Here is a 25,083-nt window from a genome sequence, read left to right as displayed (position 1 = left end):
GAATCCACGATTAGTTGCTGACGGTAAGGCGCCGATGGACGCCAGCATTGACGACATCTGGTCACGCCGCGGACATCCTGGAACTCGTGATCACCCTCAAGCTCGATAGCCGTCGCGTCGGCAGGCGTCGGGCCGCCGCGCCCACCGACATGGGGGCCAATCCCTGGTGGACCCTCGCCGGCAACGCAGACCTCGTATGAATCGGGCCGTCGTGGTGGGGGGATCGCTCGGCGGGCTCACGGCCGCGCTGGTTCTCAGGGACCGGGGATGGGACGTCGACGTTCTGGAGCGCAGTGCGGTGCCGCTGGAAGGGCGCGGCGCCGGCATCGTCGCGCACCCGAGCACCATTCGTTATCTGGTGGAGCGGGCCGGCCGGGCGATCGGCGACATCGGGGTGTCGGCCAGCAGGCTTCGGTATATCGGAGATGACGGCGCCATCGCTGACGAGCGACCCTGCGCATACCGGTTCGCGTCGTACTTCGAGTTGTATCGAGGCTTGCTGGACGCCTACGGCCCCGAGCATTACCACCTGTCGACTGAGCTCGTGCACCTCGAGAACCGGGGCGATGAGGTCGCGGTGTCATTGACCGACGGTCGGACGTTGACGGCCGATCTCGTGGTGTGCGCCGATGGCATCCGTTCCACGGGGCGCCGGATTCTGTTGCCGCACAACGAACCACGTTATGCCGGGTATCTGGCGTGGCGCGGCACCATCGACCGCGATCAGCTGAGCGCCCGCACGGCGGACGTCTTGCGCGACGCGGTCACCTACCGGATCCTCCCCCGCGGCCACCTGCTGACCTATCCCATTCCGGGCCCGGACGGGTCCGTGCTGTGCAACTGGCTCTGGTATCGGAATGTCGCGGAGGGCGAGCACCTGGCCAACCTGCTCACGGATCGACATGGTTCCAGAGCCCAGCTGACCGTGCCACCCGGTGCGGTCCAGACTCAGCATGTCGAACAGCTGCATTCGGCGGCGGACACCGAACTCCCGGCGCCCCTCGCCGAGGTCGTCCGACAAAGCGCCGATCCGTTCATCCAGGTGATCGTCGACCTAGGGGTTCCGCAGTTGGCCTTCGGTCGAACCTGCTTGATAGGCGACGCGGCATTCGCGCTGCGGCCACACATCGCTGCGGGCACCGCCAAGGCGGCCGACGATGCCTGGCAACTGGGCGAGGCTCTGCTCGGCGCCACTCCGCGGCACGTCCCACTTCGGTTGAAGGGCTGGGAAGCTCGCCAGCTACCGGTGGCCCGGCGTGCCATGCAACGGGCCCGCGTGGCCGGTCGGAGCTTGCAGATCGACGGCACCTGGCGGGTCGGCGACCCGGCACCATTCGGGCTGCGCGTAGCCGGCGACAGCACGCTGCCGGCCGGTGACGACCACAACGGAGACACCGATGGGCACGTTCGAGCCGAAGTGCCAGCGGGTTGGCTGACCCGATTCCGGAAAAGGAATTCTCGATGAGCGCGGCACCGTCGCACCCCGTTGCCGACGGAAGGGTCCCGCGTCAGGCCACCCCGGGGGCCAAGAGATCCTGGGCGGACCGAAGGGCGGCATCGAGCTCATCGAGGGTGAGCCCGTCTGTGCGGGCGAGATGGATCTCGATTTGGTACTCCGGCTGGCCGGTGGTTCCGAAGATCGGTAGAACCACGAATTCGGCTGTGACGAGCTCTGTTTCCAGTGTCCGAGTCACCGACTGCAGCGTGACCATGGTCATCAGGGTGCTCAGTTGGCGCGTCACTGACGTGGCAGGTTCCAGCGAAGCGAGAAGACCGACGAGGCGATCGTGCAGCGACACGGAGGCGTCGTCGAAGCGCCACGCTCCGTAGCCTCGCCGCCGGATGTCGCCGAGCACCCGGCGATGGTCCTCGATGTCGGTCTGGGTCAACCGTGGCGTGACGCGTTGCAACCAGTCCGCAACGGCCACGTCATCACGCCACGCCATCGCCACCAGACCGAACGGCGGATCGATCGGGAAGCGATGACCGACCGCGTGCTCACCGTCGGTGGCATGTCCGACGGTGTCGACGGTGGTCAGATGCCGGTCGCCGATCTTGGACATCGAGCAGCCCGCACCGAGGCGCTCGTGCAGCTCCACTAGCGCGTCGCGGCCGCGATCGAGCAGCGGGAACTGCCTGCGCAAACCGTGCACCACGCCGAACAATCCGCTGCCCAGCCCGTATCGGCGGTCGTCGTAGCGGGCCACCCAACCGCCTCGCTCCAGCTCGGCCAACACCAGTGCACACGTCGACGTGGTGATGGCACACCGCCTGGCCAGTTCGGCTGACGTGTAGCCGTCGATCGAATCCGCCAGTGCCGCAACCACGTCCATCGCGCGGCGGGTCGGTGGCGACTTCGGCGTTGACTTGCCCACGATCACCTCCCTACTATGCGTCCAAATACTCAATATTAATGTCCTAATAATAGGAGATAAATGACAATCAAGGTAGCTGTCTGGGGACCGGGGTCCATGGGCGTCATCGCACTGCGCGCGGTGATCGATCACCCCGAGTTGGAACTGGTCGACCTCGTCGTGCACAGCGACACCAAGGCGGGCCGCGACGCAGGCGAGCTGTGTGGGATCGATCCGGTGGGCGTGCTCGCCAGCCAGGATCCGGATGAGCTGCTCACCGGCGACGCCGACGTGGTGGTCTACGCAGCGGCAGGCAACCTCCGCGTCCTCGAGGCACTCGGGGACATGGTGCGGATTCTGCGGGCGGGTAAGAACGTGGTGTCCTGCTCGGTGGTGCCGCTGGTCTATCCCGACGCCGTCGACGCGGCCTTCACCGATCCGCTCCGGGACGCCGCACTGGCCGGTGGGAGCTCGTTCTTCACCACCGGCATCGACACCGGCTTCGCCAACGACGTTCTGCCGCTCGCATTGTCGGGAATCTCCCGCAACATCGACACGATTCGCGTCACCGAGATGTTCAACTACGCGACCTACCCGGACCATGACGCCGTCTACGAGATCCTGGGCTTCGGCAAGCCCCCGGAATTCACCGCCATCGCCGCGATGCCGGGCGTCTTCACCTACGGCTGGGGACCCGTCCTGCACCAGCTGGCCGCAGGGCTCGGCGTCCAGATCGACAACCTCGCCGAGGACAACGCGCGCATTCCCACCGACGAGGCATTCGACACCCCGACCGGTCACATACCGGCCGGGACCATCGCCGCGATGCGCTCGACGCTGACCGGATACGTCGACGGCGAGCCGACATTCGTCGTCGACCATGTCACCCGCATGCGCGACGACATCGCACCCGAGTGGCCGCAGCCCAGCATCGCCATCGCTCCCTTGGACCTCGGGTATGGCGGCGCCTCCGGCCGTGGCGCCTATCGCGTCGAGATCGAGGGATCACCGAGCATTCGCTGCGAACTCGAACTGGCCGAGAACCACGACCACGACCTGGGAGCCCGCATGGCAGGAGCATCCCGCATGGTGAATGCGATCCCGGCGGTCGCCGCCGCCGCGCCAGGCCTGCTGTCAGCGCTGGATCTCCCGCTGATCACGGGGAAGGGTCTACTCAAGCCGGTACCCGGTCCGTCACCGGACAGCCGGGTAGTAGGTATTCGCTGACGAAACTGCGGTCAGCACCAATGACACTGGCGCCATGAAGCGCGATCCTGGGAACCATGGTCGACAAACCTTCGGTCCGCGTCGTTCGGCGTGACCAACTCTCGAACGACACCCCGCAGACCTCGGGGCTGTTCCGGCAGGTCGCATTCGATAGCCGCAACCCAGACGCCAAGGTGCTGAGTGCCTTCCTCACCACCGTGCAACCCGGCGCCGCGACCGGCGCGCACCATCACGGCGATCAAGAGACGATCCTGTACGTGCTCGAAGGCACGGCCAGATACCGATGGGGCGACCATCTGGAACACGTCGCCGAAGCGGGCCCGGGAGACTTCGTCTTCATTCCCGCGCACACCGTGCACCAAGAGATCAACGCATCCGCTGACAACCCGACCGTCTGGGTTGTCACCCGTTCGGACCCGGACCCGATCGTGGTCAACCTTCCGGAGCTGGACGAATTCGCCGAGTCGGCCACCCGCGAGTACCCCCACCCCTGATCTGGCGACGCCCGAATTGGGTCGGGCGACGAAATCTGAAACCACACAGCGCAGGACCTGCCGACGCCACCGACCGCGGTCGTCGGGGAGACTAGACACGAGACGCCGATCGCCGGCGACTGCTGGCCCACCAGGAGGCGCGCGCCGTGACCCGCCGGTCGTTCGTCGACGTCGCTGTGGCCACGGCCAGCACCGTGCTCTTGGCTTCCGTCACGTCGGGAGTGGCCGCAGCCGAGCCGACGACCGATCCATCATCGACCGCCGCGGCGTCGCCCCCCACTGACGAGGCGCTTTCCGTCGGCGGCGGGGCGACCGACTCCTGGAGCGGTTACCTGCCCGACAACACGACGCTCAGCCCGTTCGACACGTCGAGTCAGATCCTGGCGCTGCTCGACCCTGCGCTGCTCAGGGCCATCCAGGACGCCGCCCGTAGTGCGCAGGCGCAGGGCGTCGGCATCACGATCACGTCGGGGTGGCGGTCGAAGGGATTCCAGCAGCGCCTGTTCGACGACGCGGTTCGCCGGTACGGCAGCGTCGCGATCGCCCAGCAGTTCGTCGCCTCACCCGAGACGTCCAGGCACGTGGTCGGGGAAGCGGTGGACATCGCAGGCAACGGCGCATCGGAGTGGCTCATCCGCAACGGCGCGCAGTTCGGCTTGTGTCAGATCTACGCCAACGAGAACTGGCACTTCGAACTGGCCACGGACGCCGACGGCCGTTGCCCGCCGCTGCGGCCCAACGCGGCCGGCTGATCAACCCCCGCCCCCTTCCGATTTCGGCACAGAAACCCGCGCTGACCGCGGGTGCGCGTGCACGAATCGCGTTGGGGGAAGCACGGCTGGCACAGTCGAGGCATGTGGACCGAAGCCGTCGGCGACTACTGGAACCACAACACCGCCTACCACCCGTGGTTAGTGGGCCTCGCGGCCAAGCACCGCGGCGACGTCCTCGACGTGGGCTGCGGGGACGGGCTTCTCGCGCAACGCCTCGCTCCGGTGTCGCGGTCGGTGACGGGCATCGAGCCCGATTCTGAGACGACCGACCGGGCACGTGGACGCATCGGCGACCTCGAGAACGTGCAGATCTCGCGCGCGTCCTTCGAGGAGTTCGATCCGGGGACGCGGCGGTTCGACCTCATCACCTTCGTGGCGAGCCTGCATCACATGGACCTGCGCACGACGCTGGCGCGAGCCCGCGACCTGTTGACGCCATCCGGCGAGATAGCCGTCGTCGGACTGTCCGCCAACGAGTCGGCGTGGGATTGGGTGTGGTCGGCGTGCTGCGTGCCCGTGGCAGCGGTGGGCGACCGACTGCACGGGGACACCCCCGACATCGGCGTCACTCTTGCCGACCCGCGCGAGTCACTGCGCACGATCCGCCGCGTGACGGCCGAAGTCCTCCCCGGAGCGGTAATCCGCCGCAAGCTCTACTACCGCTACCTGCTTCGGTGGTCCAGCGGCCCGTCCGGACGCTAGCCTCGACCCGTGTCCGATCTGGTACTGACGCAGGTCGAGGACCGCGTCGCACTCATCACCGTCAACGATCCCGACCGTCGCAACGCGGTCACGGCCGAGATCTCCGCGGCGCTCCGCGCGGCCGTCGACGCCGCTGAGGCCGACCCCGGCGTGCACGCGGTGATCGTCACCGGCGCCGGCAAGGCGTTCTGCGCAGGCGCCAATCTCACGGCTCTTGGCGAGGCGGCCGAGGACGGCCTCCGCGTGATCTACGACGGCTTCCTCGCGGTCGCGCAATGCTCGCTGCCGACCATCGCAGCGGTGAACGGTCCCGCCGTCGGCGCCGGGCTCAACCTGGCGCTGGCCGCCGACGTGCGCATCGCGGGCCCGACGGCATTGTTCGACCCGAGGTTCCAGAAGCTCGGCATCCACCCCGGCGGCGGCGCGACGTGGATGCTGCAGCGGGCGGTCGGCCCTCAGGTGGCCCGTGCTTCGCTGCTGTTCGGCATGCGGTTCGACGCAGACGCCGCGGTACGGCACGGCCTAGCGCTGCAGGTGTCCGACGACCCGGTGGCGGCCGCGCGCGAGCTGGCGGCCGGCCCCGCAGCGGCACCGCGCGACGTCGTGATCGCGACCAAGGCGTCCATGCGGGCCACCGTCAACCCGGGCACCGTCGATACCGAACAGCACCGGATCGCCGTCGACGTCGAGATCGGCCCGCAGGCGACCTCCATCGAATCGCCCGAGTTCGCCGCGCGGTTGGCCGCCGCCCAGCGCCGCTAAAACCCCGCGATTAGTGCACCCGCGGTTGCGGAGGGCGCCACGCGCCACCACGGGGTGCACAAATCGCCGGATGGTCAGAGGTCGAGGAGGGCTAGCTCTGGCGACTCGATCAGATCCCGCAGCTCACCGAGGAAGGCAGCCACCTGGGCGCCGTCGGCGACGCGGTGATCGAAGGCGCACGTCAGCGTCATCGTGGGACGCGCGACCACGGCACCGTCGACGACCACCGCATGCGGTTTGAGCGATCCAATGCCGAGGATGGCGGCCTCGGGATGGTTGATGACGGGAACGCCCTCGTCGAGGCCGAGCGCCCCGAAGTTGGACACCGTGAACGTCGAACCCTGCAGCTCCGTGGGTTTGAGCGTGCCTGCCCGAGCATCCGCGACGAGCCGGTTCACCGCGGCGGCGAGTTCGCGGGTGGTCTTGGCCGGTGCATCGGGCACGACGGGCACCAGCAGGCCTCTTGGCGCGGCGACGCCGATGCCGAGGTGCACGGTGGGGTGGACGTGGATGCGTGGGCCGTCGACGGTGTCGATCCAGGTGGAGTTGAGCACCGGGTGATGACCGAGCGCGACCGTCAACAGCCGCAGCGTCAGCACGAACGGCGTGATCGGCTCGGTGCTTGCCGCGTTCAGCCGGTCCCGTAGCCGCAGCAGTGCCGAACAGTCGACCTGAACGGATGCGTGGGCATCGGGGATCTCTCTGCGCGACAAGGCCATTCGTCGGGCCATCTCCAGCCGGACGCCCGACACGCGCGCGTCGTCCTGGCGAGGCGGTTCTACCGCGGCGAGGACGTCATCGCGGGTGACGATGCCGTCGGGGCCGGAACCCGGTGCGACGGAGGCCATGTCGACGTGCAGTTCGGCCGCGAGTTTGCGCACCGGCGGCTTGGCCTTTGGGCGCCGCCGGGAACCGTCCATCGCGTCGTCGGTGCCGTAGCCGACGAGCACGGGCTTGCGTGCGACGGGGTCGGAACTGGCGATGCGCACCAACGGTGCTCCCACGGACAATGTCTCGCCCTCTGCGCCGCCCAGTTCGACGATGCGGCCGGCATACGGGCTGGGGATCTCGACTTCGGCCTTGTTGGTCTCCACCGTGCACAACACCTGGTTGAGCGCCACCTCGTCGCCGACCGCGACGTGCCAGCTGGTGATGGTGGCGTCCTCAAGTCCCTCGCCGAGGTCGGGCACTGTGAACTCCAGCACGCCGTCGCCGGTCATGGTTGACTCATCGCCGTCTCGACGCAGTCCAGTAGCCGGTCGACGCCAGGCAGCCAGAGTTTCTCCAGTCGGGCAGGCGGGTACGGGGTGTCGAATCCCGTGGCGCGCAACACCGGTGCCTCGAGGTCGTAGAACAATTCCTCGGAGATGCGGGCGGCCAGTTCGGCGCCGAAGCCCAGCGTCCGCGGACCCTCGTGCATCACCACGACGTGACCCGTCTTGCGCACCGACGCCGCGATCGTGTCGAAGTCGAGGGGGTTCAGCGATCGCAGGTCGACGACCTCCAGGTCGTATTCGGTCGACTCAGCTGCGCTCAATGCGGTGGCGACCAACGAGCCGTAAGTCACCACCGTGACGCCTTCGCCGGACCGACGGATCGCGGCCCGCCCGATCGGCTCCCCTGGCACGGAGGTGTCGACGAGCCCCCGTCCCCAGTAGCGTCGCTTGGGCTCGAGGAAGATCACCGGGTCCCGCTCGGCGACGGCGTATCGCAGCAGCCAGTAGGCATCCGACGGCGTCGACGGCACCACCACCTTCAACCCCGCGGTGTGTAGCCAATAGGTCTCGGTCGATTCCGAATGATGTTCGACCGCACCGATTCCCCCGAACGACGGGATGCGGATGGTCACCGGCATGTCGATGTCGCCGCGAGTCCGCATCCGGTACTTGGCCAGGTGACTGACGATCTGGTCGAACGCAGGCGCCGCGAAGCCGTCGAACTGAATCTCGGGTACCGGCACGAATCCGCGGATCGCCATGCCGATGGCGATGCCGATGATGGCGGACTCCGCCAACGGTGTGTCGAAACATCTTCCGTCGCCGAATGTCTCGGTGAGTCCCTCGGTCACCCGGAAGACTCCGCCGAGTCGGGCGACGTCCTCGCCGAACACCAGCACCCGGTCATCGGCGGCCATGGCGTCGTGCAGCGCCCGGTTGATCGCCTTGGCCATGGTCATATCGGTGGCGGTCGGGACACTGGTCGCGAAGGGTTCCTGGGAGTCGTCGCCGTTCAACGATGGTCGCTCGACGATTTGAGTCATCTCACGCCTCCTTCGCCAATTCCGCTGCCAATTGGTCACGTTGGCGCGCGAGTTCTGGCGTGATGTCGTGGTACACCGTGTCGAACATCTCGGCGACGTCGACGTCGGGAGTGTTGATCATGGCGTCGCGCAACTCGGCCCGCATGCGCTGCGACCGAGTCCTGACCCGCTCCTCGAGCCGCTCCGTCCACACTCCGGTGGTCTGGAGGTAGACGCGGTAGCGGTCGATCGGATCCCTTGCGCGCCAATGCTGCAGCTCTTCGTCGGAGCGGTAGCGCGTCGGGTCGTCGGACGTGGTGTGTGGCCCCATCCGGTAGGTGATCGCCTCGATCAGTGTCGGACCACCGCCGCGGCGGGCTCGCTCGGCGGCATCCGCCATCACCGCGTAGCAGGCCAGCACGTCGTTGCCGTCCACCCGAATCCCTGGCATTCCGTAGCCGATTGCCCGGTGCGCGATCGACGGCCCCGCCAGCTGACGGGTCACGGGCAACGAGATGGCCCACTGGTTGTTCTGCACGAAGAACACGCAAGGCACGGCGAACACCGTCGCCAGGTTCAGTGCCTCGTGCACGTCGCCCTCCGACGTCGCGCCGTCGCCGAGGAACGCCACGGTGACGGAATCCTCGCCGAGGCGCTGGGCGGCCATCGCCGCGCCGACGGCGTGCAGGCCGTGGGTGCCGATCGGAATCGCGATGGGCGCACAGCACTTCTTGGTGAACTCGAGCCCGCCGTGCCATCGGCCTCGCCACACCGCACCCATCTGGGCGGGGTTGATCCCCCGCACCAGCAACGCGCCGAGTTCGCGGTACTGCGGGAACAGCCAATCGGTCTTGCGCAGGCACGCCGTCGCACCGATCTGTGCGGCCTCCTGGCCGCGGGACCCCGCGAACAACGCCAATTCGCCCTGGCGTTGCAGGTTCACGAACTCCGTATCCAGCTCGCGGGTCACGACCATCGACTCGTAGAGCCAGGCCAGCGTCTCGGGCGGGAGGTCTCGGCGGTATCGGGTTTCGGCGGTGGGCGTCCCGTCGGGGGCGACGAGTTGGATCGGCTCCAGCTCGACGCTCATCGCCGAGGGTGCCGCAATGGTCCCAGCCATACCGCCTCCTTGGGTCACCGGCGGCATGTTGCGCCGCCGGACGACTGAGGTGCTCAGCGCGGTGGCGCTCAGAGCAAACCTCTGGTGGGAGGCCTGTCCGTTAGCTGCCGGGGTGAGGCGCTAACGCGACGATTCGCTCTGCACGCCGCAGCACTGGGGCAACTACCATTATGCCCTCGAACTGGAAGACACCGCGTGCACTTTGGGCCATATCGAGCACGTGTCGCCGACAGTAACCACCCGATTGCGCGCCCACAGTGGGAAGTTGGCAGCGCCCGACCGATCCGGAATACGACCAAGCGCGTGGGTCAGTACACCAGGTATTTCAATGAATTCGCCTATCCAGCTGTCGAATTCCTTCCCGTTGCAACAAGCTGCGATCTTGAAATTGGCGAATCTGCCGCGCGTTCACAGACGTGGACTTACGCTCCGCCGATAACGGTTCCGGTGCGTTGCCCGGGCAGCGTGCACGAGGCGGGCAACCACACAGAGGAGGAGTTGCCATGCAATTGAGACAGCGCAACCTGATTTTGGGAATTGCCATGGCGGTCACGCCCATCGCCGTCACCGTCGCTTCACCCGCCTCGGCGGATTGCTCGGGCGCAGGCGCAGCGACCGTGTGTGCCCAGGGCACGGTCCGTGGTGGCGGACCCGATGCCCCGATCGCTGGACCGGCCTACCCGGGTTACTGCGCCGACCCGTGGTACTGCGACGACGGCTGGGGTATCGATATCGACCTCAACCCCCGACCTCCTGGCGGAGGCGGCGTCTTCCCAGGGCGCCCCGGCGGCGGCGGAGGCGGCATCGGACCGCGTTGACCGTATTCACTGTGTCGGAACATCATTCAACGAAGGAGCTGACCATGTTGAAATCAGTACGAGGCGTCATGGTTGCCACCGCGATCATGGGCTCACTGCTCGCGGGCAGCGCGGCGACCGCCACTGCCGACCCGCCGAACTGCACGGCCGCCGACCTCGCAGGCGTCATGTCCGGCGTGTCTGCAGGGACATCGGCCTACCTGTTCACCCATCCCGACGTGAACAACTTCTTCACCGGCCTCAAGGGCAAGTCCAGGGATGAGATGCGGTCGGACGTCGCGGCATACATGCAAGCCAACCCACAGGTGCGCGACGAGCTGAAGGGCGTCAGGCAGGCCGCGGCCGACTTCCGGGATCGCTGCAACGCGCCGCTGCCCGACATGCCCATGGGCTAGCTTTCAGGGTGTGGCGCCAACGCGACGATGCGCTCCGCACGACGCAGTACCGGCATGTCCACCATCTGACCATTGAACTGGAACACTCCCCGCTCCGAGCGTGCCGCCTCGAGCACGTTCCGTGCCCACCGCACCTGATCGTCGGTAGGGGCATAGCCGGCGCGAATGACCGCGACCTGAGTGGGGTGAATGGCCACCTTGGCGTCGAATCCCACGGCCACCGCATCGTCGGTCTCGGCCCGTAGACCATCGAGGTCCTTGATGTCGAGGTACACCGAGTCCAGGGCCATGCGCCCATACGCCCTGGCCGCCAACAACGTCTGCGACCGCACGTGCTTGGCCACGTCGCGGTAGCTGCCATCGGCATTGCGGTTGGCGGTGCCCCCGAGCGCCGCGAACAGGTCCTCGGCACCCCACATCGCGCCGAAGGCGTTGTCGACCCGCACCAGTTCGGCGACCACCAGCGCGGCCAACGGCGTCTCGATCAACACCACCACGTCCAGCGGAGCCAGGGCGGCAACCTGATCGGCAGACTCGGCCTTGGTCAGCATCACGGTGGTGTACGCCGTGCGCGCCAACGCCTTCAGGTCGAGTTCGTGGTCGGGCGTGGTGGCCGGGTTGATCCGAACCACGGTTGTGCCGGGGTCGAGCGGCGTGTCGATCAGCGCGGCGCGTGCGGCCTCCCGATCCTTGGCCGCCACTCCGTCCTCCAGATCGAGGATCACCACATCGGCTGCCGCGGCTGCCTTTTCGAAGCGCTCCGGACGGTCGGCGGGGCAGAACAGCCAGCCGGGGCCGGTCTGGGTCAGCGACATCACTACTCCTGGACGTCAGCGGGGCGCTTGCGCACCATCGTCTTTCGGGACGCGGTCGCCACGATGTCACCGTGCTGGTTGCGCCCGGTGTGGGCGAACGTGACGATACCCTCGCCGGGACGGCTCTTGGACTCGCGCTTGTCGGTGACCTCGGTCTCGGCGTACAGCGTGTCCCCGTGGAATAGCGGCTTGGGGAACGCCACCTCGCCGAAGCCGAGGTTGCCGACGATGGTGCCCTGGGTCAGTTGTGCCACCGAAAGACCGACCAGCGTGGACAGCGTGAACATCGAGTTGACCAGCCGCTGATGGAACGGCGGCTGCGCGTCGGCGAATGCGGCGTCCAGGTGCAGGGCCTGGGTGTTCATCGTCAGCGTGGTGAACAACACGTTGTCGGCCTCGGTGATGGTGCGGCCGGGGCGGTGCTGATAAAGCACGCCGGGCTCGAGCTCCTCGAACCACAGGCCGCGCTGGACGATCACCCGCTTTTCGGTCACAGGCCAGCTTCCCGCGCGATCAGCATCAACTGCACTTCCGTTGTCCCTTCGCCGATCTCGAGGATCTTGCTGTCGCGGTAGTGCCGCGCGACCGGATACTCGTTCATGAAGCCGTAGCCGCCGAACACCTGGGTGGCATCGCGGGAATTGTCCATCGCGGCCTCGCTGGCCACCAACTTGGCGATCGAAGCGGCCTTCTTGAACGGCTTGCCGGCCAGCATCAACGCGGCGGCGTCGTAGTACGCCGTGCGGGCGACGTGCGCGCGGGCCTCCATCCTGGCGATCTTGAACGCGATGGCCTGGTACGTGCCAATCGCCGCGCCGAACGCCTGACGTTCCTTGGCGTACTTGACGCACTCGTCCACGCAACCCTGGGCGACGCCAACGGACAACGCGGCGATCGCGATCCGGCCCTCGTCGAGGATCCGCAGGAAGTTGGCGTAGCCGCGGCCACGCTCGCCAAGCAGGTTCTCCTGCGGTACGCGGACGTCGTCGAAGCTCAGCGGATGGGTGTCCGAGGCGTTCCAGCCGACCTTGTTGTACGCCGGTTCGGCGGTGAATCCCTCCGTCGGCACGGGCACCAGGATCGACGAGATCTCCTTCTTGCCCAGCCCATCCCCCGAGTCGCTTCGCTCCTGCCCCCTGGAACCAACGTCTCCGGTGACGGCGGTGACGGTCACCAGCTTGGTGATGTCGGTGCCGGAGTTGGTGATGAACTGCTTGGAGCCGTTGATCACCCAGTGGCCGTCGTCCTCGAGCCGGGCCGTGGTCTTGGTGGCACCTGCATCGGTGCCGCCGCCCGCTTCGGTCAAGCCGAACGCGCCGAGTGCCTTGCCGCTGGCGAGCAGTGGCAGCCACTCCTCCTTCTGTGCCTCGTTGCCGAAGCGGTAGACCGGCATCGCACCCAGCGATACCCCTGCCTCCAACGTGATCGCGACGCTCTGGTCGATCTTGCCCAGTTCCTCGAGCGCCAGACACAGTGCGAAGTAGTCGCCGCCCATGCCGCCGTACTCCTCCGGGAACGGCAGACCGAACAGCCCCATGTCGGCCATCCCCGAGACGACCTCGTACGGGAACGAGTGCTCGGCGTCGTGCTTGGCGGAGACCGGCGCTACGACGCTCTTGGCGAAGTCGCGGACGGTCTTGGCCAGCTGCTCGTAGTGATCGGGCAGGGTGCCGGTGGACAAAAAGTCGCTCATGACGGGGACTCCTTAAACGGTGATTCGGGCCAACGTCTGACCCACCTTGACCTGGTCGCCGACGGCGACGAGTAGTTCGACGGCGCCGTCGACCGGCGCGGAGAGTTGGTGTTCCATCTTCATCGCCTCGACGGTGACGACGACGGTGCCGGCTGTCACCATCGACCCGTCCTCCATGCCGATGGCCACCACCGAGCCGGGCATGGGGCTGACCAGCTCGGCGTCACCGGTGTGTTCGTCGTCGGGCCGCACCGGCGGCTCGTACACCTCTTCGAGAAGAGCGACGCCGTCGTCCTCGGCAAGCCAGATCTGGTGGCCGGAATCGGCGACCCGGTACGGGGCTCGCAACCCGTCCAGCGTGACCGTCAGCGCGTCGCCATCGAGAATGGCTGTCAGTGAACGGGTTTCACCACCTTCGACGGTCACGGTGGCCGATCGAGGGGTACCGACGATGCTGACGTGGTCGGTGCGCTCCCCCGACCGCAGACGTAACACGGTCGCCGCGGAATCCCCCATCCGCCACCCCGTCGGCGCCGACCACGGGTCATCCGTGGCCGTCTTCCAGTACCGCAGCCACCGGTATGCCGCCGCCGCGGCGAACTCGTCGTCGCCTGCCGTCGGCGGTGTGAAGTCGCCGACCCGACGGTCCAGCAGGCCGGTGTCGAGGCGGCCTTCGGCCACGTCGGGGTCGGCGAGCAGGAAGCGCAGGAAGTCGACGTTGGTGACCACACCGAGCACCGCGGTCTGCGCGAGCGCGCGGTCCAGACCCCGCAACGCCTCGGCACGGTCGGCGCCGTGGGCAATGACCTTGGCCAGCATCGGGTCGTAGTCGCTGCCGACCACGGTGCCCGCGTGGATACCCGAGTCCACACGGACACCCGCCCCGGACGGATTGATCACCTCGAGCACGTCGCCACCGGTCGGCAGGAAGTCACGTGCGGGGTCCTCGGCGTAGACCCTGGCTTCGATGGCGTGCCCCGTCATGACTACATCGTCCTGCGCGATGGGCAGCTTCTCCCCCGCTGCGATGCGCACCTGGAGTTCGACGAGGTCGACGCCGGTCACCATTTCCGTCACGGGGTGCTCGACCTGCAGCCGGGTGTTCATCTCCATGAAGAAGAATTCGTCCGGGTTCTCCGCGGAGACAATGAATTCGACGGTGCCGGCGCCCGTGTAGTCGACGCTGCGGGCGGTGTCGCAGGCAGCGGCTCCGATGCGGGCCCGGGTCGCCGGGTCCAGCAGTGGCGACGGCGCCTCTTCGATGACCTTCTGGTGGCGGCGCTGCAGGCTGCACTCCCGCTCGCCGAGGTGGACGACGTTGCCGTGGCCGTCGGCGAGCACCTGCACCTCGATGTGCCTGGGCACCAACACGAACCGTTCCAGGAACAGCGTGTCGTCACCGAATGCCGCGGCCGATTCGCGGCGCGCAGAGACGAGCGCAGCGGGTAGGTCGGCGGGCCGTTCGACCATGCGCATGCCCTTGCCACCCCCACCGGCCGACGGTTTGACGAGCACCGGGTAGCCCACCTGGTCGGCGCCGTTGATCAAGTCGGCGTCGGTGAGGCCGGGCCGGGAGATGCCGGGCACCACGGGCACGCCGAACGCCGAAACGGCTGCCTTGGCGGCGATCTTGTCGCCCATGGTCCGGATTGCGGCCACCGGCGGCCCGATGAAGACGATGCCTGCCCGCTGCAAGGTGTCAGCGAATTCGGCGTTCTCGGCGAGGAATCCATAGCCGGGGTGTACCGCCTGCGCGCCGGTGCGAACCGCAGCGCCGACGACCGCGGGGATGTCGAGGTAGCTCTGCCGGGCAGGCGCGGGACCCAGCAGCACGGCCACATCGGCTTCCAAGACATGCCGCGCGCCCGCGTCGGCCTCGCTGTACACGGCGACGGAACGAATGCCCATGTCCCGCAACGTGCGGATCACCCGCACGGCGATCTCGCCACGGTTGGCCACCAGAACGGTGTCGAACCCATTGAAGGTCATCGGGGTCACATCCTGAAGACGCCGTAGGCCACCGACTCCAGCGGAGCCTGTGCCACAACCGAAAGTGCCAGCCCCACCACGGTTCTGGTGTCGGCGGGATCGATGACACCGTCGTCCCAGAGCCGTGCGGTGGAGTAGTACGGGTTGCCCTGGTGCTCGTACTGCTCGCGGATCGGCGCCTTGAACGCCTCTTCCTCGTCCGCGGTCATGTCGCCGCGGACCGTCGCGAGAACCGATGCGGCCTGCTCACCACCCATCACCGAGATCCTGGCATTCGGCCACATCCACAGGAACCGCGGCGAGTACGCCCGGCCACACATCGAGTAGTTGCCCGCACCGTACGAGCCGCCGATCACCACCGTCAGCTTGGGCACGCGCGCGCACGCGACGGCGGTGACCATCTTGGCGCCGTGCTTGGCGATGCCACCTGCCTCATAGTCGCGGCCCACCATGAAGCCCGCGATGTTCTGCAGGAACAACAGTGGTGTCTGGCGTTTGTCGCACAGCTCGATGAAATGCGCGCCCTTCATGGCGGATTCGCCGAACAGCACGCCGTTGTTGGCGACGATGCCCACCGGGTGGCCGTGGATGCGGGCGAAGCCGGTCACCAAAGTCGATCCGTACTCGGCCTTGAACTCGGCGAAGTCGCCGCCACCTTGGGCAAGCGAAGCGCCGGGAGAAGGACCATCGATGATGCGGGTGATGACCTCGTGTACGTCGTAGGGCGTCTTCGAGTCGATGGGCACCACGTCGTACAGTTCGGTCTGGTCGGCGATCGGCTCGACGGTCGGCGTGACATCCCATGGCGTCGCGGTCCGCGGCCCCAGCGTCGAGACGATCCGTCGCACGATGCGCAATGCGTCGCGATCGTCGTGCGCCAGATGGTCGGTGACGCCGGAGACCTTGGAGTGCAGGTCGCCGCCGCCGAGGTCCTCTGCCGTCACCACCTCGCCGGTCGCGGCCTTCACCAGCGGGGGCCCACCCAGGAAGATGGTGCCCTGGTTGCGGACGATGACGGCCTCGTCGCTCATGGCGGGAACGTATGCGCCACCCGCAGTGCAGGATCCGAGCACGGCGGCGATCTGCGGAATGCCCTGCGCGCTCAGGTTGGCTTGGTTGAAGAAGATCCTGCCGAAGTGCTCGCGGTCGGGGAACACTTCGTCCTGACGGGGCAGGAAGGCGCCGCCGGAGTCGACGAGGTAGATGCAGGGCAACCTGTTCTGGCCCGCAATCTCCTGCGCGCGAAGGTGTTTCTTGACGGTGATCGGGTAGTACGTGCCGCCCTTGACCGTCGCGTCGTTCGCCACGACCATGCATTCGCGGCCCGACACCCTGCCGATGCCTGCGATCAGTCCGGCGCCTGGGCACTCGTCGTCGTACATGCCGTTCGCAGCCAACGGTGCCAGCTCGAGGAACGGGCTTCCCGGGTCGAGTAGGCCGTCGACCCGGTCGCGCGGCAGCAGCTTGCCGCGGCTGACGTGGCGCTTCCTCGAGCCTGCCGACCCTCCGAGCGCGGCGGCGGCGAGCTTGGAGCGCAACTGCTCCACCAACACCAGATGCTGCTCGCGATGCGATACCCGCGTATACATCACAGAACCCGTCCGTTTGAGTTAATCACGACTAACTGGTGGTATGTTAGTGACGATTAACCGAAATGTCCACCATCGGGAGGGGCGGGAATGGGGACGTCGACTCCTGCCGAGACGCGACGGAGCAGGGCCAAGTCGGATCGTCGGTCGCAGCTCATCGCCGCTGCCGAGCGGTTGGTTGCCGAACGCGGATTCCTCGCCGTCCGACTCGAGGACATCGGGGCCGCTGCAGGCGTGAGCGGGCCCGCGATCTACCGACACTTCCCCAACAAGGAAGCACTTCTGGTGGAGCTACTGGTCGGCATCAGCACCCGGCTGCTGGCGGGCGCCAGGAACGTCGTCGACCACGCGGAAACCCCCGCCGCCGCCCTCGACGGACTGATCGACTTCCACCTGGACTTCGCGCTCGGCGAATCGGACCTGATCCGGATCCAGGACCGCGACCTTGGTCATCTTCCTGTTCCTGCGAAGCGCCAGGTCCGCAAGTCGCAGCGGCAATACGTCGAGATCTGGGTGCAGGTCCAGCGCGACCTCGACCCGACGCTCGGGGAAGGGGACGCCCGCCTCGTGGCGCACGCCATCTTCGGGCTGCTGAACTCCACCCCGCACAGCGTCAAGCAGGTCACTGCCGCCGAGACGGCACGGTCATCGCGTGCGGTTCTGCGCGCGATGACCGTGGCGGCACTCGGCTCTGCCGCACGAGGTTAGTACCAGACTTTCCTGCCGCCGACCGCGTGCCCGGCCGCACCCAGCAGCCAGAACACCGCACCGACGACGAGCGCGACCACACCGATGTATGTGAGGATCGGGACGCTGAAGACGAGTCCCAGGATGAGCAAAATCGCTCCAATGGCAATCATGATGACCTTCCTTCGTATTTCGGATTCAGAACCGGGCGGTTACTGACTCGGTTGGGGAATGTTGCAGCTGGTGACCTTCGGATTGACCCCGGCATAGTTCAACGGACCGGCAATCACGGTCAGAGCAATGGTTCCGGCTGTGGCACAGTTGTTCTCAGACGTGTCGAAGTACTGCCGCTGGTACGCGGCAACCACGCCGATCAACAACCAGACCAGTACGACGACTCCGATGATTCCGCCACCTCGCATGTCGGCCTCCTTGGTTGAGGGCGCCCCTGCGGGCGTGATCTTGAATTACCCCGGCGATAATTTGGCTAAACCCTCCGGGCAGAATTTGCTCGCCACGGGCGCACGGCCGAGAGGCGAGGCCCGTCGCGTACCCGCGGCCCTGGCATTCGCGCGGGTACCCTGCAGCCATGAGGTGGGAATGACCGATTCGCAACACCGCGATGTTCCGGATCCGACGCAGCCGCTGCCCTACGGCACCCCCGGCTACACGGATCCGGCGTATTCGGACCAGGCGCCGATGGGGTCGTACTATCAGCCGCTGCCGTCATCGAACCCCACCCAGCAGCTGCCCCCGTACGGCTATGACCCCAGCGCGGCGGACCGGTACGGACGGTCGTATCCCCCTGGCGGCGCGCCCCCCGAGCCGCCCAGGCCGAACGGCCGCGGTCCGCGGAAGTGGCTGTGGGTGCTTGCCGCGATCTCGGTGGTGGTCGTCATCGGACTGGTGATCGCGCTGGTGATCGTGAACAGCTCACAGCAGGACACCGTGATGGCGCCACCGCCCGCACCGCTTGAGCCCAACTTCCCCAGCCCGTCCACTACGACCACCCGGACGCCGACCACCACGCGCAGCGTCGCTCCGGCACCGCCGTCGGCCACCATCCCTCCCGGTGAGTCGACCGCACCGGGCGAGACCGAGACGGTGGTCTACGACGTGGCAGGGTCGGGCCGGGCCATCAACATCACCTACGTCGACGCAGGCGGCCTACTGCAGACCGAGTTCAACGTGATGCTGCCCTGGAGCAAGGAAGTCGAGTTGGCCAAACCGGCCAACCAGTCGGCGAGTGTCAGCATCATCAACGTCGGCCGTGAGGTCACGTGCTCGATCACGTTGGGCGGCACACAGATTCAGCAACGCACCGGATCGGGCCTGACGATCTGCAGCGCGCTGGGCTAGACCGAATTTCGGCGCGGCGTCCGCACCGCGATCATCCCCACCAGACCGATGGCGAGCACGGCGCAGATCCCGCCCAACCCCGCGCGGTCCGCTCCGAACACCGCGATGAACGTCCCGAAGAACCACGGCGCGAGGAATGACGCCGCGCGCCCGGTCGTGGTGTACAGCCCGAACGCGACACCCTCCTTGCCCTCGGTCGTCAGGCGCAGCATCTGCGTCCGCGCCGCCGACTGGGTGGGTCCGACGAAGAGGCACAGCAGTAGCCCGCAGATCCAGAACGATGTCGCTCCGTCGAGGGTCAGCAGGACCAGTGCGGTGACGATCAGGGCGCTCAAGGATCCGACGATGACGGGCTTGGATCCGAGGCGATCGTCGAGCAGGCCACCGATCACCGCGCCGATCGCGGCGATCACGCAGGCGCACACACCGAACAGCAGGACGTCGGCCGGTGACACCCCGTACACCGTCACACCGACCACGGCCCCGAACGTGAACACGCCCGTCAGCCCGTCGCGGAACACCGCACTGGCAGCCAGGTAGTAGACGATGTTGTGGTCGCGGCGCCACTGGTCGGTGAGCTCTGCCCACAGGTTGCGATACGCGCCGAAGAAGCCGATCCTGGCGCGGACTTCCTCCCGCGGAGCAGACCGTCCGGTGACGAGCAACGGCAACGCAAACAGCGCGAACCAGGCGGCGGCGAGCAGCATCGCCGAGCGAACGGGCCGACCGTCGTCGGCCGGAATCTCCAGCAGGCCACGGGTGGCACCAGCCCCGGAGATCAAGCCGAGGTAGACCAGAAGCAAGAGCAGCACACTGCCGAAATAGCCTGCTGCCAAACCGGATCCAGAGATCCGCCCCGACGTCGCAGGCGTCGACAGATCACCGAGCATGGCGTTGTAGGGCACCGTGGCCAGGTCGCTGCACGCCGCCGTCGAGGCAAGCAAGATCAAACCGGGCCAGAGGTAGTCGGCGTCGGCGCGGATCAAGCTCATCGACGCGGTCATGACCACCACGACGCCGGTCAGGACGGCCAGCACCGGGCGTCGGCGGTGGGAGGCGTCGACCCACACCCCCGTCGCAGGGGCGAGCACCGCGACCACAAGCCCGGCGCCCGTCAGCGCGTACCCGAGCAAGGCCGTGGGCGTTGTGGGCCCTGGCATGCCCGCACCGACCTGGCCGGTGAGGTAGACGGAGAAGACGAACGTCACGACGATGGCGTTGACGCCCGTGGCGCCGGTGTCCCACAACGCCCAGGCGACCACGCGAGACCGCCCCCGAGTCTGGGTGTCCACCCCGGGGCTGCTCATGTCTGCACTCTATTGGTCCTTACGATTGGCCCTATGCCAGTACCCGCTCCCAGCCCCCACGCCCGCGCGGTGGTCACCGGTGCCTCGCAGAACATCGGCGAGGCACTGGCCACCGAGCTCGCCGCCCGCGGGCACCATCTGATCCTCACCGCGCGCCGCGAGGAGGTGCTGGCCGCGCTGGCCGTCAAGCTGACCGAGCGCTACGGCGTCACCGTCGAAGTCCGGGCCGCCGATCTTGCCGACCCCGACGACCGCGCAAAGCTGTGCGACGAGCTGGCCACCCGCAACGTCTCGATCCTGTGCGCCAACGCAGGCACCGCCACGTTCGGTGCGGTCGCCAGCCTCGACCCGGCCGACGAGAAGCAGCAGGTTCAGCTGAACGTGTTGGGCGTGCACGACCTCGTCCTCGCCGTGCTGCCGGGCATGGTCGCGCGACGGTCCGGCGGGATTCTGATCTCGGGCTCGGCGGCCGGTAACTCGCCGATCCCCAACAACGCCACCTACGCCGCATCCAAGGCGTTCGTCAACACGTTCAGCGAGTCGCTGCGCGGCGAGGTGAAGAGCCAGGGCATCCACGTGACCGTGCTGGCACCGGGTCCGGTGCGCACCGATCTGCCCGACCCTTCGGAGCAGTCGCTCGTCGAGCGGATCATCCCCGACTTCCTGTGGATCTCAACGGAGTACACCGCGAAGATCTCGTTAGACGGGCTGAACCGCAACAAGATGCGGGTGGTCCCCGGCGTGACGTCGAAGGCGATGTCGGTCGCCAGCGGGTACGCACCACGGTCGATCGTCTCGCCGATCGTTGGCGCCGTCTACAAGAAGTTGGGCGGCGACTAGCGGCGGCGTCGACCCGTACCGAAGATGCTGCGGGTGATCTCGCGGCCCGCGACCGTCGCGGCCGATCGCAGGAAGCTCTTGAACGCCGTGCTCTGCAACGCCTCGGCGACCATTCCAGGACCTTCGACGGCGTCCTGCGTCTTCACCCGACCCTGGACCTCGAGCCCGCCGGTGGACACCGGCGGTGGCAGCGCGTCGGTCGGCGCCGGGGCGGCCGCCACCTTGGCGGTGAGTCGCTCGTAGGCGGACTCGCGGTCGACGGTCTGGCCGTACTCGGCCTGCAGTGGCGACGCCTTGGCCGCCGCTGAGATCGCTGCGTCGCCGATCGTGCCCATCAGTGACCGCGGCGCACGCATCCTGGTCCACGCCACCGGCGTCGGCGCACCGGTCTCGGAGAGCACCGTCACGATGGCCTCGCCGATGCCCAGTGACGTCAGGGCCGACTCCAGGTCGTAGACGTCGGTCTTCGGGTAGGTGCGCACCGTCTTGGTCAACGCCTTCTGGTCGTCGGGCGTGAAGGCGCGCAGCGCGTGCTGGATCCGGGCACCCAGCTGTGACAGCACGTTGTTGGGCACGTCGGTCGGCAACTGGGTGCAGAAGAACACGCCGACGCCCTTGGACCGGATCAGCTTGACGGTCTGCTCGACCTGCTCGAGGAACGCCTTCGAGGCATCGGTGAACAGCAGGTGGGCCTCGTCGAAGAAGAACACCAGCTTGGGCTTGTCGACGTCACCGATCTCCGGCAGTTCGGTGAAGAGGTCGGCGAGCACCCACATCAGGAAGGTCGAGAACATCACGGGCCTGGCGGCCTGCGCGCCCAGCTCGAGCAGCGTGATGACGCCGCGGCCCTGCGCGTCGAGCCGCATCAGGTCCTTCGGCTCGAGTTCCGGCTCGCCGAAGAAGGTGTCCGCGCCCTCGGCCTCTAGGTTGACCAGTGCACGCAGGATGACGCCCGCCGTCGACGGCGACACGGCGCCCAGATTCTTCAGCTCCGGCTTGCCCTCGTCACTGGTCAGGAACTGGATGACCGCGCGCAGGTCCTTCAGATCGAGCAGCAACAGCCCCTTCTGATCCGCCCAGTGGAAGATCAGCCCCAGCGTCGACTCCTGAGTTGCGTTGAGCCCCAACACCTTCGACAGCAGAATGGGGCCGAAGCTGGTGATGGTGGCGCGCACGGGAACGCCGACGCCCGAGGTGCCAAGCGACAGGAACTCCACTGGGAACGCGGTGGGCGTCCAGCTGTCGCCGGTGTCGGTGGCGCGCTGGGTGGTCTTGTCATTGGCCACACCTGGTTGGGCCAGTCCGGACAGATCGCCCTTGACGTCGGCCATGACGACGGGGACCCCGGCGGCCGACAGCTGCTCGGCGATCACCTGCAGGGACTTCGTCTTGCCCGTGCCCGTGGCGCCGGCGACCAGGCCGTGGCGGTTCACGGTGGCCAGGGGGATGCGAACCAAGGCGGTCGGGTCGACGACGCCGTCAACGACGACGGTGCCAAGCTCCAACGCCTGGCCTCCGACCGCGTAACCAGCGGCGATCTGCTGCGCGGGAGTAGCTGTCGATTCGGTTGTCATGCGGCAGAGACTACTTGCCGAGCCCTGTCCCGGTGGGTGTGGGGAGCCGCTTGTCGGCACTGCGAATACTGTTTAACGCTGTGCGCGACGAACTGGTGTGGATCGACTGTGAGATGACTGGCCTGGACACTGGGTCCGATCGACTCATCGAGATCGCGGCGTTGGTCACCGACGGTGAGCTGAACATCCTTGGCGACGGCGTCGACGTGGTGATTCACACCGATGACGCGGCGTTGGACGGCATGGCGCAGGTGGTCGCGAAGATGCACTCCAAATCGGGCCTCACCGAGGAGGTGCGGGCGTCGACCGTCGAGCTGGCAGAGGCCGAACAGCTGGTGCTCGACTACATCCGCACCCACGTCAAGCAACCCAACACGGCGCCGCTGGCGGGCAATTCGATCGGCACCGACCGCGGATTCATCGCCCGTGACATGCCTACGCTCGACAACTACCTGCACTACCGGATGATCGACGTCAGCTCGATCAAGGAACTGTGCAGGCGGTGGTACCCGCGGATCTACTTCGGCCAGCCGGAGAAGGGCCTTGCCCACCGGGCGCTCGCCGACATCCACGAGTCGATCCGTGAGCTGAAGTACTACCGGCGCACCGCGTTCGTTTCCCCGCCCGGGCCCTCGACCAGCGACATCGGCGCGGTGGCTGCCGAACTCGGCCCGCCACGCGAAGACCCGGAGACAATCGATTCGGCCACGGACGGTCCGACCGGCTAAGATCGACGACGCTGCAAAGCCCACCGGCTCGGCAGCAATGGTGGCTGTAGTTCAGCTGGTAGAGCACCAGGTTGTGATCCTGGATGTCGCGGGTTCGAGCCCCGTCAGCCACCCCACGGTTCAGGGCATGTTGCTGCGCTTGTCGCTTGCGCCCGGCTCGGCGTGCGCCCTTAAGTCGTCTGCGTCGTCACCCGTTTGTCCCGGGCGGCCCTGGAAAGTCGGTTGTTTCCTGGGGGAATGCGCGATGCGATGTTGGATGGACGCTATTCGGTGGCGGCGGAGTGCTTGAGTGGGTGGCCGTGGTTTCTGGGGGCTTCGGCGATGGCGTCACGCTGGGTGCAACGGTCGATGGGACGGTCCCCGGCGCGCGGGACGGGGCTTGCGTCGGCGAGGGCTGACTCGCGCTGGCCGTAGGTGGGTTCGCTGTCGTCGACGCAGTGGCTGGTTGTGTTGGTATGACGGCACCGGCTGGTTGGACTGATTCGCGGGACACGACGAGGATCGCAGACATCGCGATACCGACCGCAAGAGCAGCGGCAGCGCACAGCGCGGCAACGACCGGCACCGTGGAGTACCAAGAGCCACGCGGACGCTCATCGCTTGGGCACGCACAGTCGAGATCTTCATCAGGCCCGGGGTGGAAGAGCTGACGCTGGCTTCCGACGTCCACCGATGCCTGGGGCATGGCGGCGTCAGAACTTCTCGACTGCGATGGCTTCTTCGCGGTCGGGAGCGCCGGTCACCTGCACAGTGAGAATGAGTCCGATGCCGCGGGCGTAGTACTTGTTTTCGGCAGGGGCGGAAGGGTCGAGGAGGTCGGCGTCCGTGGTGACCAACAGATCCTTTACCCGTCCAGTGAGCTTGGTGGTCTCAGTGCCGGTCAGCCCGATCACCTCGCCGGTGTCCTCCGCGATTCCCTTGGCGTACTCCTGGCGATACTGGTCGCCGACCTGCGGGTGACCGGGCATGATGATGCCGGGTAGCGCGCTGTTTACGCCGGCCTCGAACGATCCCGAGGTGTTGACCTTGTCGCCGTCGATCTCCTTGGTAGCTTCGCCGAAGTACCAGACGTTGCCATCGTGGTCCTGGGCATACCAGTCGATTGTGTCTTCGTGGAGGGTGCCGTCGATGCTGACGGCGTCGTGTACTGCGACGGTGTTCACGCCCATGATCTGCTTGGTGTCCCGGGTCACCTCGGTGGTCGTCCGCTGAAGGCCGTCGGCGGTGGTTACTTCATAGATGGAGCGGGTGCCCGGGACGAGGGGGAAGTATGGGTTGTCGATCTTGGTCGAGAAGACGGACGGGGCAATCGTCGGCGAGTACGGATCAGTGATCTTCATTGGCCCGGCCGTGGGCGCGCCAGCCGTTGACGTTGAGACGGTCGGCGGCGCGGCGGATGTGCCGGGTGCCGACGACGGGCCGCCGCTGCACGCTGCGGCGAGAGGGATCAACGACACAGCCGAGGCGACAGCGGCGATGAGCCGAGTTGGCGCGTACTCGATCTGGATCATGCCGCCCAACGGTAGAGAAACCTGGCTGAACGCGCGCTGAAGTTCCGTTGCCGCCAAATGACGAAAGAGGCGTGGATTCCGAACACGCGCAACGAGCGGGTCTCGCC

Annotated in this window: 28 protein-coding genes, 1 tRNA gene and 1 pseudogene; 15 read left to right on the top strand and 15 right to left on the bottom strand. The window is 67.2% G+C overall.

Annotated elements, in window-relative coordinates; all coding sequences use genetic code 11:
• Positions 1 to 47: 47 nt before the first annotated feature.
• The gene (locus tag HNP02_RS26700; RefSeq protein WP_184443642.1) at positions 48 to 200 is read left to right on the top strand and encodes a hypothetical protein; all 153 of its coding nucleotides are present in this window, start codon (positions 48 to 50) and stop codon (positions 198 to 200) included.
• Positions 197 to 1,465 carry an FAD-dependent monooxygenase gene (locus HNP02_RS26695; protein ID WP_184443641.1) on the top strand — a complete coding sequence of 423 codons (1,269 nt, stop codon included), beginning with the start codon at positions 197 to 199 and terminating at the stop codon, positions 1,463 to 1,465. Before HNP02_RS26700 ends, HNP02_RS26695 begins: the two co-directional genes overlap by 4 nt.
• Positions 1,466 to 1,508: 43 nt before the next feature.
• On the opposite strand, the gene HNP02_RS26690 is transcribed toward HNP02_RS26695, so the two are convergent.
• A complete protein-coding gene (locus HNP02_RS26690) occupies positions 1,509 to 2,333 on the bottom strand; it encodes a MarR family transcriptional regulator (RefSeq protein WP_184443760.1) in 825 nt (274 codons plus the stop codon).
• A gap of 102 nt (positions 2,334 to 2,435) precedes the next feature.
• Between HNP02_RS26690 and HNP02_RS26685 the strand changes: the two genes are divergently transcribed.
• The 5 genes from HNP02_RS26685 to HNP02_RS26665 all read left to right on the top strand — a co-directional run bounded on the left by HNP02_RS26685 (position 2,436) and on the right by HNP02_RS26665 (position 6,312).
• On the top strand, positions 2,436 to 3,581 hold the full coding sequence (locus HNP02_RS26685; RefSeq protein WP_184443640.1) for a dihydrodipicolinate reductase: 1,146 nt from the start codon (positions 2,436 to 2,438) through the stop codon (positions 3,579 to 3,581).
• A 56-nt stretch (positions 3,582 to 3,637) separates the two neighbouring features.
• A complete protein-coding gene (locus HNP02_RS26680) occupies positions 3,638 to 4,075 on the top strand; it encodes a cupin domain-containing protein (RefSeq protein WP_184443639.1) in 438 nt (145 codons plus the stop codon).
• Positions 4,076 to 4,221: 146 nt separating this feature from the next.
• A complete protein-coding gene (locus tag HNP02_RS26675; RefSeq protein WP_184443638.1) occupies positions 4,222 to 4,827 on the top strand; it encodes a M15 family metallopeptidase in 606 nt (201 codons plus the stop codon).
• A 102-nt stretch (positions 4,828 to 4,929) separates the two neighbouring features.
• Positions 4,930 to 5,550 carry a bifunctional 2-polyprenyl-6-hydroxyphenol methylase/3-demethylubiquinol 3-O-methyltransferase UbiG gene (locus HNP02_RS26670; RefSeq protein ID WP_184443637.1) on the top strand — a complete coding sequence of 207 codons (621 nt, stop codon included), beginning with the start codon at positions 4,930 to 4,932 and terminating at the stop codon, positions 5,548 to 5,550.
• A 9-nt stretch (positions 5,551 to 5,559) separates the two neighbouring features.
• Complete coding sequence (locus HNP02_RS26665) at positions 5,560 to 6,312, top strand: enoyl-CoA hydratase (protein WP_184443636.1); 753 nt, start codon at positions 5,560 to 5,562, stop codon at positions 6,310 to 6,312.
• 74 nt (positions 6,313 to 6,386) lie between these two features.
• Here HNP02_RS26665 and HNP02_RS26660 read toward each other — a convergent pair whose 3' ends face one another.
• The 4 genes and pseudogenes from HNP02_RS26660 to HNP02_RS42995 form a co-directional block, all read right to left on the bottom strand.
• The gene (locus HNP02_RS26660; RefSeq protein WP_184443635.1) at positions 6,387 to 7,532 is read right to left on the bottom strand and encodes a dihydrolipoamide acetyltransferase family protein; all 1,146 of its coding nucleotides are present in this window, start codon (positions 7,530 to 7,532) and stop codon (positions 6,387 to 6,389) included.
• Positions 7,529 to 8,572, bottom strand: a complete 1,044-nt coding sequence (locus tag HNP02_RS26655; protein WP_184443634.1) for an alpha-ketoacid dehydrogenase subunit beta — start codon at positions 8,570 to 8,572, stop codon at positions 7,529 to 7,531. The genes HNP02_RS26660 and HNP02_RS26655 overlap by 4 nt, the downstream gene beginning before the upstream one ends.
• 1 nt (position 8,573) lies before the next feature.
• Positions 8,574 to 9,671: a pyruvate dehydrogenase (acetyl-transferring) E1 component subunit alpha gene (gene pdhA, locus HNP02_RS26650; RefSeq protein WP_184443633.1), complete on the bottom strand. Its 1,098-nt coding sequence runs from the start codon at positions 9,669 to 9,671 to the stop codon at positions 8,574 to 8,576.
• A gap of 100 nt (positions 9,672 to 9,771) precedes the next feature.
• Positions 9,772 to 9,897, bottom strand: a pseudogene (locus tag HNP02_RS42995) (CoA ester lyase); the annotation flags it as partial.
• A gap of 277 nt (positions 9,898 to 10,174) precedes the next feature.
• Here HNP02_RS42995 and HNP02_RS26645 point away from each other — a divergent pair.
• Both HNP02_RS26645 and HNP02_RS26640 read left to right on the top strand, forming a co-directional pair.
• Entirely contained in the window at positions 10,175 to 10,489 is a 315-nt protein-coding gene (locus HNP02_RS26645; RefSeq protein WP_184443632.1) for a hypothetical protein, read from the top strand.
• Between the two features lie 44 nt (positions 10,490 to 10,533).
• A complete protein-coding gene (locus HNP02_RS26640) occupies positions 10,534 to 10,884 on the top strand; it encodes a heme-binding protein (protein WP_184443631.1) in 351 nt (116 codons plus the stop codon).
• Here HNP02_RS26640 and HNP02_RS26635 read toward each other — a convergent pair.
• The 5 genes from HNP02_RS26635 to HNP02_RS26615 are packed head-to-tail and all read right to left on the bottom strand — an operon-like array spanning position 10,881 to position 16,970.
• Positions 10,881 to 11,699 carry a CoA ester lyase gene (locus HNP02_RS26635; protein WP_184443630.1) on the bottom strand — a complete coding sequence of 273 codons (819 nt, stop codon included), beginning with the start codon at positions 11,697 to 11,699 and terminating at the stop codon, positions 10,881 to 10,883. The two genes, HNP02_RS26640 and HNP02_RS26635, sit on opposite strands and share 4 nt — an antisense overlap.
• Positions 11,700 to 11,701: 2 nt before the next feature.
• On the bottom strand, positions 11,702 to 12,193 hold the full coding sequence (locus HNP02_RS26630) for a MaoC family dehydratase (RefSeq protein ID WP_184443629.1): 492 nt from the start codon (positions 12,191 to 12,193) through the stop codon (positions 11,702 to 11,704).
• Positions 12,190 to 13,392 carry an acyl-CoA dehydrogenase family protein gene (locus HNP02_RS26625; RefSeq protein WP_184443628.1) on the bottom strand — a complete coding sequence of 401 codons (1,203 nt, stop codon included), beginning with the start codon at positions 13,390 to 13,392 and terminating at the stop codon, positions 12,190 to 12,192. The genes HNP02_RS26630 and HNP02_RS26625 overlap by 4 nt, the downstream gene beginning before the upstream one ends.
• Before the next feature lie 12 nt (positions 13,393 to 13,404).
• Positions 13,405 to 15,381: an acetyl/propionyl/methylcrotonyl-CoA carboxylase subunit alpha gene (locus tag HNP02_RS26620; protein WP_184443627.1), complete on the bottom strand. Its 1,977-nt coding sequence runs from the start codon at positions 15,379 to 15,381 to the stop codon at positions 13,405 to 13,407.
• 5 nt (positions 15,382 to 15,386) lie between these two features.
• Entirely contained in the window at positions 15,387 to 16,970 is a 1,584-nt protein-coding gene (locus tag HNP02_RS26615) for a carboxyl transferase domain-containing protein (protein WP_184443626.1), read from the bottom strand.
• Positions 16,971 to 17,060: 90 nt separating this feature from the next.
• Here HNP02_RS26615 and HNP02_RS26610 point away from each other — a divergent pair, with 90 nt between their 5' ends.
• On the top strand, positions 17,061 to 17,678 hold the full coding sequence (locus tag HNP02_RS26610) for a TetR/AcrR family transcriptional regulator (RefSeq protein WP_184443625.1): 618 nt from the start codon (positions 17,061 to 17,063) through the stop codon (positions 17,676 to 17,678).
• On the opposite strand, the gene HNP02_RS26605 is transcribed toward HNP02_RS26610, so the two are convergent.
• Both HNP02_RS26605 and HNP02_RS26600 read right to left on the bottom strand, forming a co-directional pair.
• Complete coding sequence (locus HNP02_RS26605; protein ID WP_184443624.1) at positions 17,675 to 17,830, bottom strand: DUF6131 family protein; 156 nt, start codon at positions 17,828 to 17,830, stop codon at positions 17,675 to 17,677. The genes HNP02_RS26610 and HNP02_RS26605 overlap by 4 nt on opposite strands.
• Before the next feature lie 39 nt (positions 17,831 to 17,869).
• Positions 17,870 to 18,079, bottom strand: coding sequence for a hypothetical protein (locus HNP02_RS26600; RefSeq protein ID WP_184443623.1), 210 nt, complete (start codon positions 18,077 to 18,079; stop codon positions 17,870 to 17,872).
• 178 nt (positions 18,080 to 18,257) lie between these two features.
• Here HNP02_RS26600 and HNP02_RS26595 point away from each other — a divergent pair, with 178 nt between their 5' ends.
• Positions 18,258 to 19,016 carry an MmpS family transport accessory protein gene (locus HNP02_RS26595; protein WP_184443622.1) on the top strand — a complete coding sequence of 253 codons (759 nt, stop codon included), beginning with the start codon at positions 18,258 to 18,260 and terminating at the stop codon, positions 19,014 to 19,016.
• Here the strand turns inward: HNP02_RS26595 and HNP02_RS26590 are convergent.
• Positions 19,013 to 20,323: an MFS transporter gene (locus HNP02_RS26590; protein WP_184443621.1), complete on the bottom strand. Its 1,311-nt coding sequence runs from the start codon at positions 20,321 to 20,323 to the stop codon at positions 19,013 to 19,015. The genes HNP02_RS26595 and HNP02_RS26590 overlap by 4 nt on opposite strands.
• Positions 20,324 to 20,356: 33 nt before the next feature.
• On the opposite strand from HNP02_RS26590, the gene cmrA reads away from it, so the two are divergent.
• On the top strand, positions 20,357 to 21,163 hold the full coding sequence (gene cmrA, locus HNP02_RS26585; protein WP_184443620.1) for a mycolate reductase: 807 nt from the start codon (positions 20,357 to 20,359) through the stop codon (positions 21,161 to 21,163).
• Here the strand turns inward: cmrA and HNP02_RS26580 are convergent.
• Positions 21,160 to 22,737, bottom strand: a complete 1,578-nt coding sequence (locus HNP02_RS26580) for a helicase HerA-like domain-containing protein (RefSeq protein WP_184443619.1) — start codon at positions 22,735 to 22,737, stop codon at positions 21,160 to 21,162. The two genes, cmrA and HNP02_RS26580, sit on opposite strands and share 4 nt — an antisense overlap.
• Before the next feature lie 80 nt (positions 22,738 to 22,817).
• Between HNP02_RS26580 and orn the strand changes: the two genes are divergently transcribed.
• On the top strand, positions 22,818 to 23,465 hold the full coding sequence (gene orn / locus HNP02_RS26575; RefSeq protein ID WP_184443618.1) for an oligoribonuclease: 648 nt from the start codon (positions 22,818 to 22,820) through the stop codon (positions 23,463 to 23,465).
• A gap of 40 nt (positions 23,466 to 23,505) precedes the next feature.
• A tRNA-His gene (locus HNP02_RS26570) sits at positions 23,506 to 23,581 on the top strand.
• A 576-nt stretch (positions 23,582 to 24,157) separates the two neighbouring features.
• Here HNP02_RS26570 and HNP02_RS26565 read toward each other — a convergent pair.
• The gene (locus HNP02_RS26565; RefSeq protein ID WP_184443617.1) at positions 24,158 to 24,805 is read right to left on the bottom strand and encodes a hypothetical protein; all 648 of its coding nucleotides are present in this window, start codon (positions 24,803 to 24,805) and stop codon (positions 24,158 to 24,160) included.
• On the opposite strand from HNP02_RS26565, the gene HNP02_RS26560 reads away from it, so the two are divergent.
• On the top strand, positions 24,795 to 25,016 hold the full coding sequence (locus HNP02_RS26560; protein ID WP_184443616.1) for a hypothetical protein: 222 nt from the start codon (positions 24,795 to 24,797) through the stop codon (positions 25,014 to 25,016). The genes HNP02_RS26565 and HNP02_RS26560 overlap by 11 nt on opposite strands.
• Positions 25,017 to 25,083: the final 67 nt, after the last annotated feature.

This window comes from Mycobacterium sp. AZCC_0083 (assembly GCF_014202335.1).
GTDB lineage: Bacteria > Actinomycetota > Actinomycetes > Mycobacteriales > Mycobacteriaceae > Mycobacterium.
Note: the sequence above shows the minus strand (reverse complement) of the source record. Positions and strands in the feature narration are given on the sequence as shown.

What these genes read in the sequence shown, in the direction of transcription:
- HNP02_RS26695 (WP_184443641.1), top strand. Translation starts at nt 197, where the DNA reads ATGAATCGGGCCGTCGTGGTGGGGGGATCGCTCGGCGGGCTCACGGCC.
- HNP02_RS26690 (WP_184443760.1), bottom strand. Translation starts at nt 2,333, where the DNA reads ATGGACGTGGTTGCGGCACTGGCGGATTCGATCGACGGCTACACGTCA.
- HNP02_RS26685 (WP_184443640.1), top strand. Translation starts at nt 2,436, where the DNA reads ATGACAATCAAGGTAGCTGTCTGGGGACCGGGGTCCATGGGCGTCATC.
- HNP02_RS26680 (WP_184443639.1), top strand. Translation starts at nt 3,638, where the DNA reads ATGGTCGACAAACCTTCGGTCCGCGTCGTTCGGCGTGACCAACTCTCG.
- HNP02_RS26670 (WP_184443637.1), top strand. Translation starts at nt 4,930, where the DNA reads ATGTGGACCGAAGCCGTCGGCGACTACTGGAACCACAACACCGCCTAC.
- HNP02_RS26660 (WP_184443635.1), bottom strand. Translation starts at nt 7,532, where the DNA reads ATGACCGGCGACGGCGTGCTGGAGTTCACAGTGCCCGACCTCGGCGAG.
- HNP02_RS26655 (WP_184443634.1), bottom strand. Translation starts at nt 8,572, where the DNA reads ATGACTCAAATCGTCGAGCGACCATCGTTGAACGGCGACGACTCCCAG.
- pdhA (WP_184443633.1), bottom strand. Translation starts at nt 9,671, where the DNA reads ATGGCTGGGACCATTGCGGCACCCTCGGCGATGAGCGTCGAGCTGGAG.
- HNP02_RS26645 (WP_184443632.1), top strand. Translation starts at nt 10,175, where the DNA reads ATGCAATTGAGACAGCGCAACCTGATTTTGGGAATTGCCATGGCGGTC.
- HNP02_RS26640 (WP_184443631.1), top strand. Translation starts at nt 10,534, where the DNA reads ATGTTGAAATCAGTACGAGGCGTCATGGTTGCCACCGCGATCATGGGC.
- HNP02_RS26635 (WP_184443630.1), bottom strand. Translation starts at nt 11,699, where the DNA reads ATGTCGCTGACCCAGACCGGCCCCGGCTGGCTGTTCTGCCCCGCCGAC.
- HNP02_RS26625 (WP_184443628.1), bottom strand. Translation starts at nt 13,392, where the DNA reads ATGAGCGACTTTTTGTCCACCGGCACCCTGCCCGATCACTACGAGCAG.
- HNP02_RS26620 (WP_184443627.1), bottom strand. Translation starts at nt 15,381, where the DNA reads ATGACCTTCAATGGGTTCGACACCGTTCTGGTGGCCAACCGTGGCGAG.
- HNP02_RS26615 (WP_184443626.1), bottom strand. Translation starts at nt 16,970, where the DNA reads ATGTATACGCGGGTATCGCATCGCGAGCAGCATCTGGTGTTGGTGGAG.
- HNP02_RS26610 (WP_184443625.1), top strand. Translation starts at nt 17,061, where the DNA reads ATGGGGACGTCGACTCCTGCCGAGACGCGACGGAGCAGGGCCAAGTCG.
- HNP02_RS26605 (WP_184443624.1), bottom strand. Translation starts at nt 17,830, where the DNA reads ATGATTGCCATTGGAGCGATTTTGCTCATCCTGGGACTCGTCTTCAGC.
- HNP02_RS26600 (WP_184443623.1), bottom strand. Translation starts at nt 18,079, where the DNA reads ATGCGAGGTGGCGGAATCATCGGAGTCGTCGTACTGGTCTGGTTGTTG.
- HNP02_RS26595 (WP_184443622.1), top strand. Translation starts at nt 18,258, where the DNA reads ATGACCGATTCGCAACACCGCGATGTTCCGGATCCGACGCAGCCGCTG.
- HNP02_RS26590 (WP_184443621.1), bottom strand. Translation starts at nt 20,323, where the DNA reads ATGAGCAGCCCCGGGGTGGACACCCAGACTCGGGGGCGGTCTCGCGTG.
- cmrA (WP_184443620.1), top strand. Translation starts at nt 20,357, where the DNA reads ATGCCAGTACCCGCTCCCAGCCCCCACGCCCGCGCGGTGGTCACCGGT.
- HNP02_RS26580 (WP_184443619.1), bottom strand. Translation starts at nt 22,737, where the DNA reads ATGACAACCGAATCGACAGCTACTCCCGCGCAGCAGATCGCCGCTGGT.
- HNP02_RS26565 (WP_184443617.1), bottom strand. Translation starts at nt 24,805, where the DNA reads ATGAAGATCACTGATCCGTACTCGCCGACGATTGCCCCGTCCGTCTTC.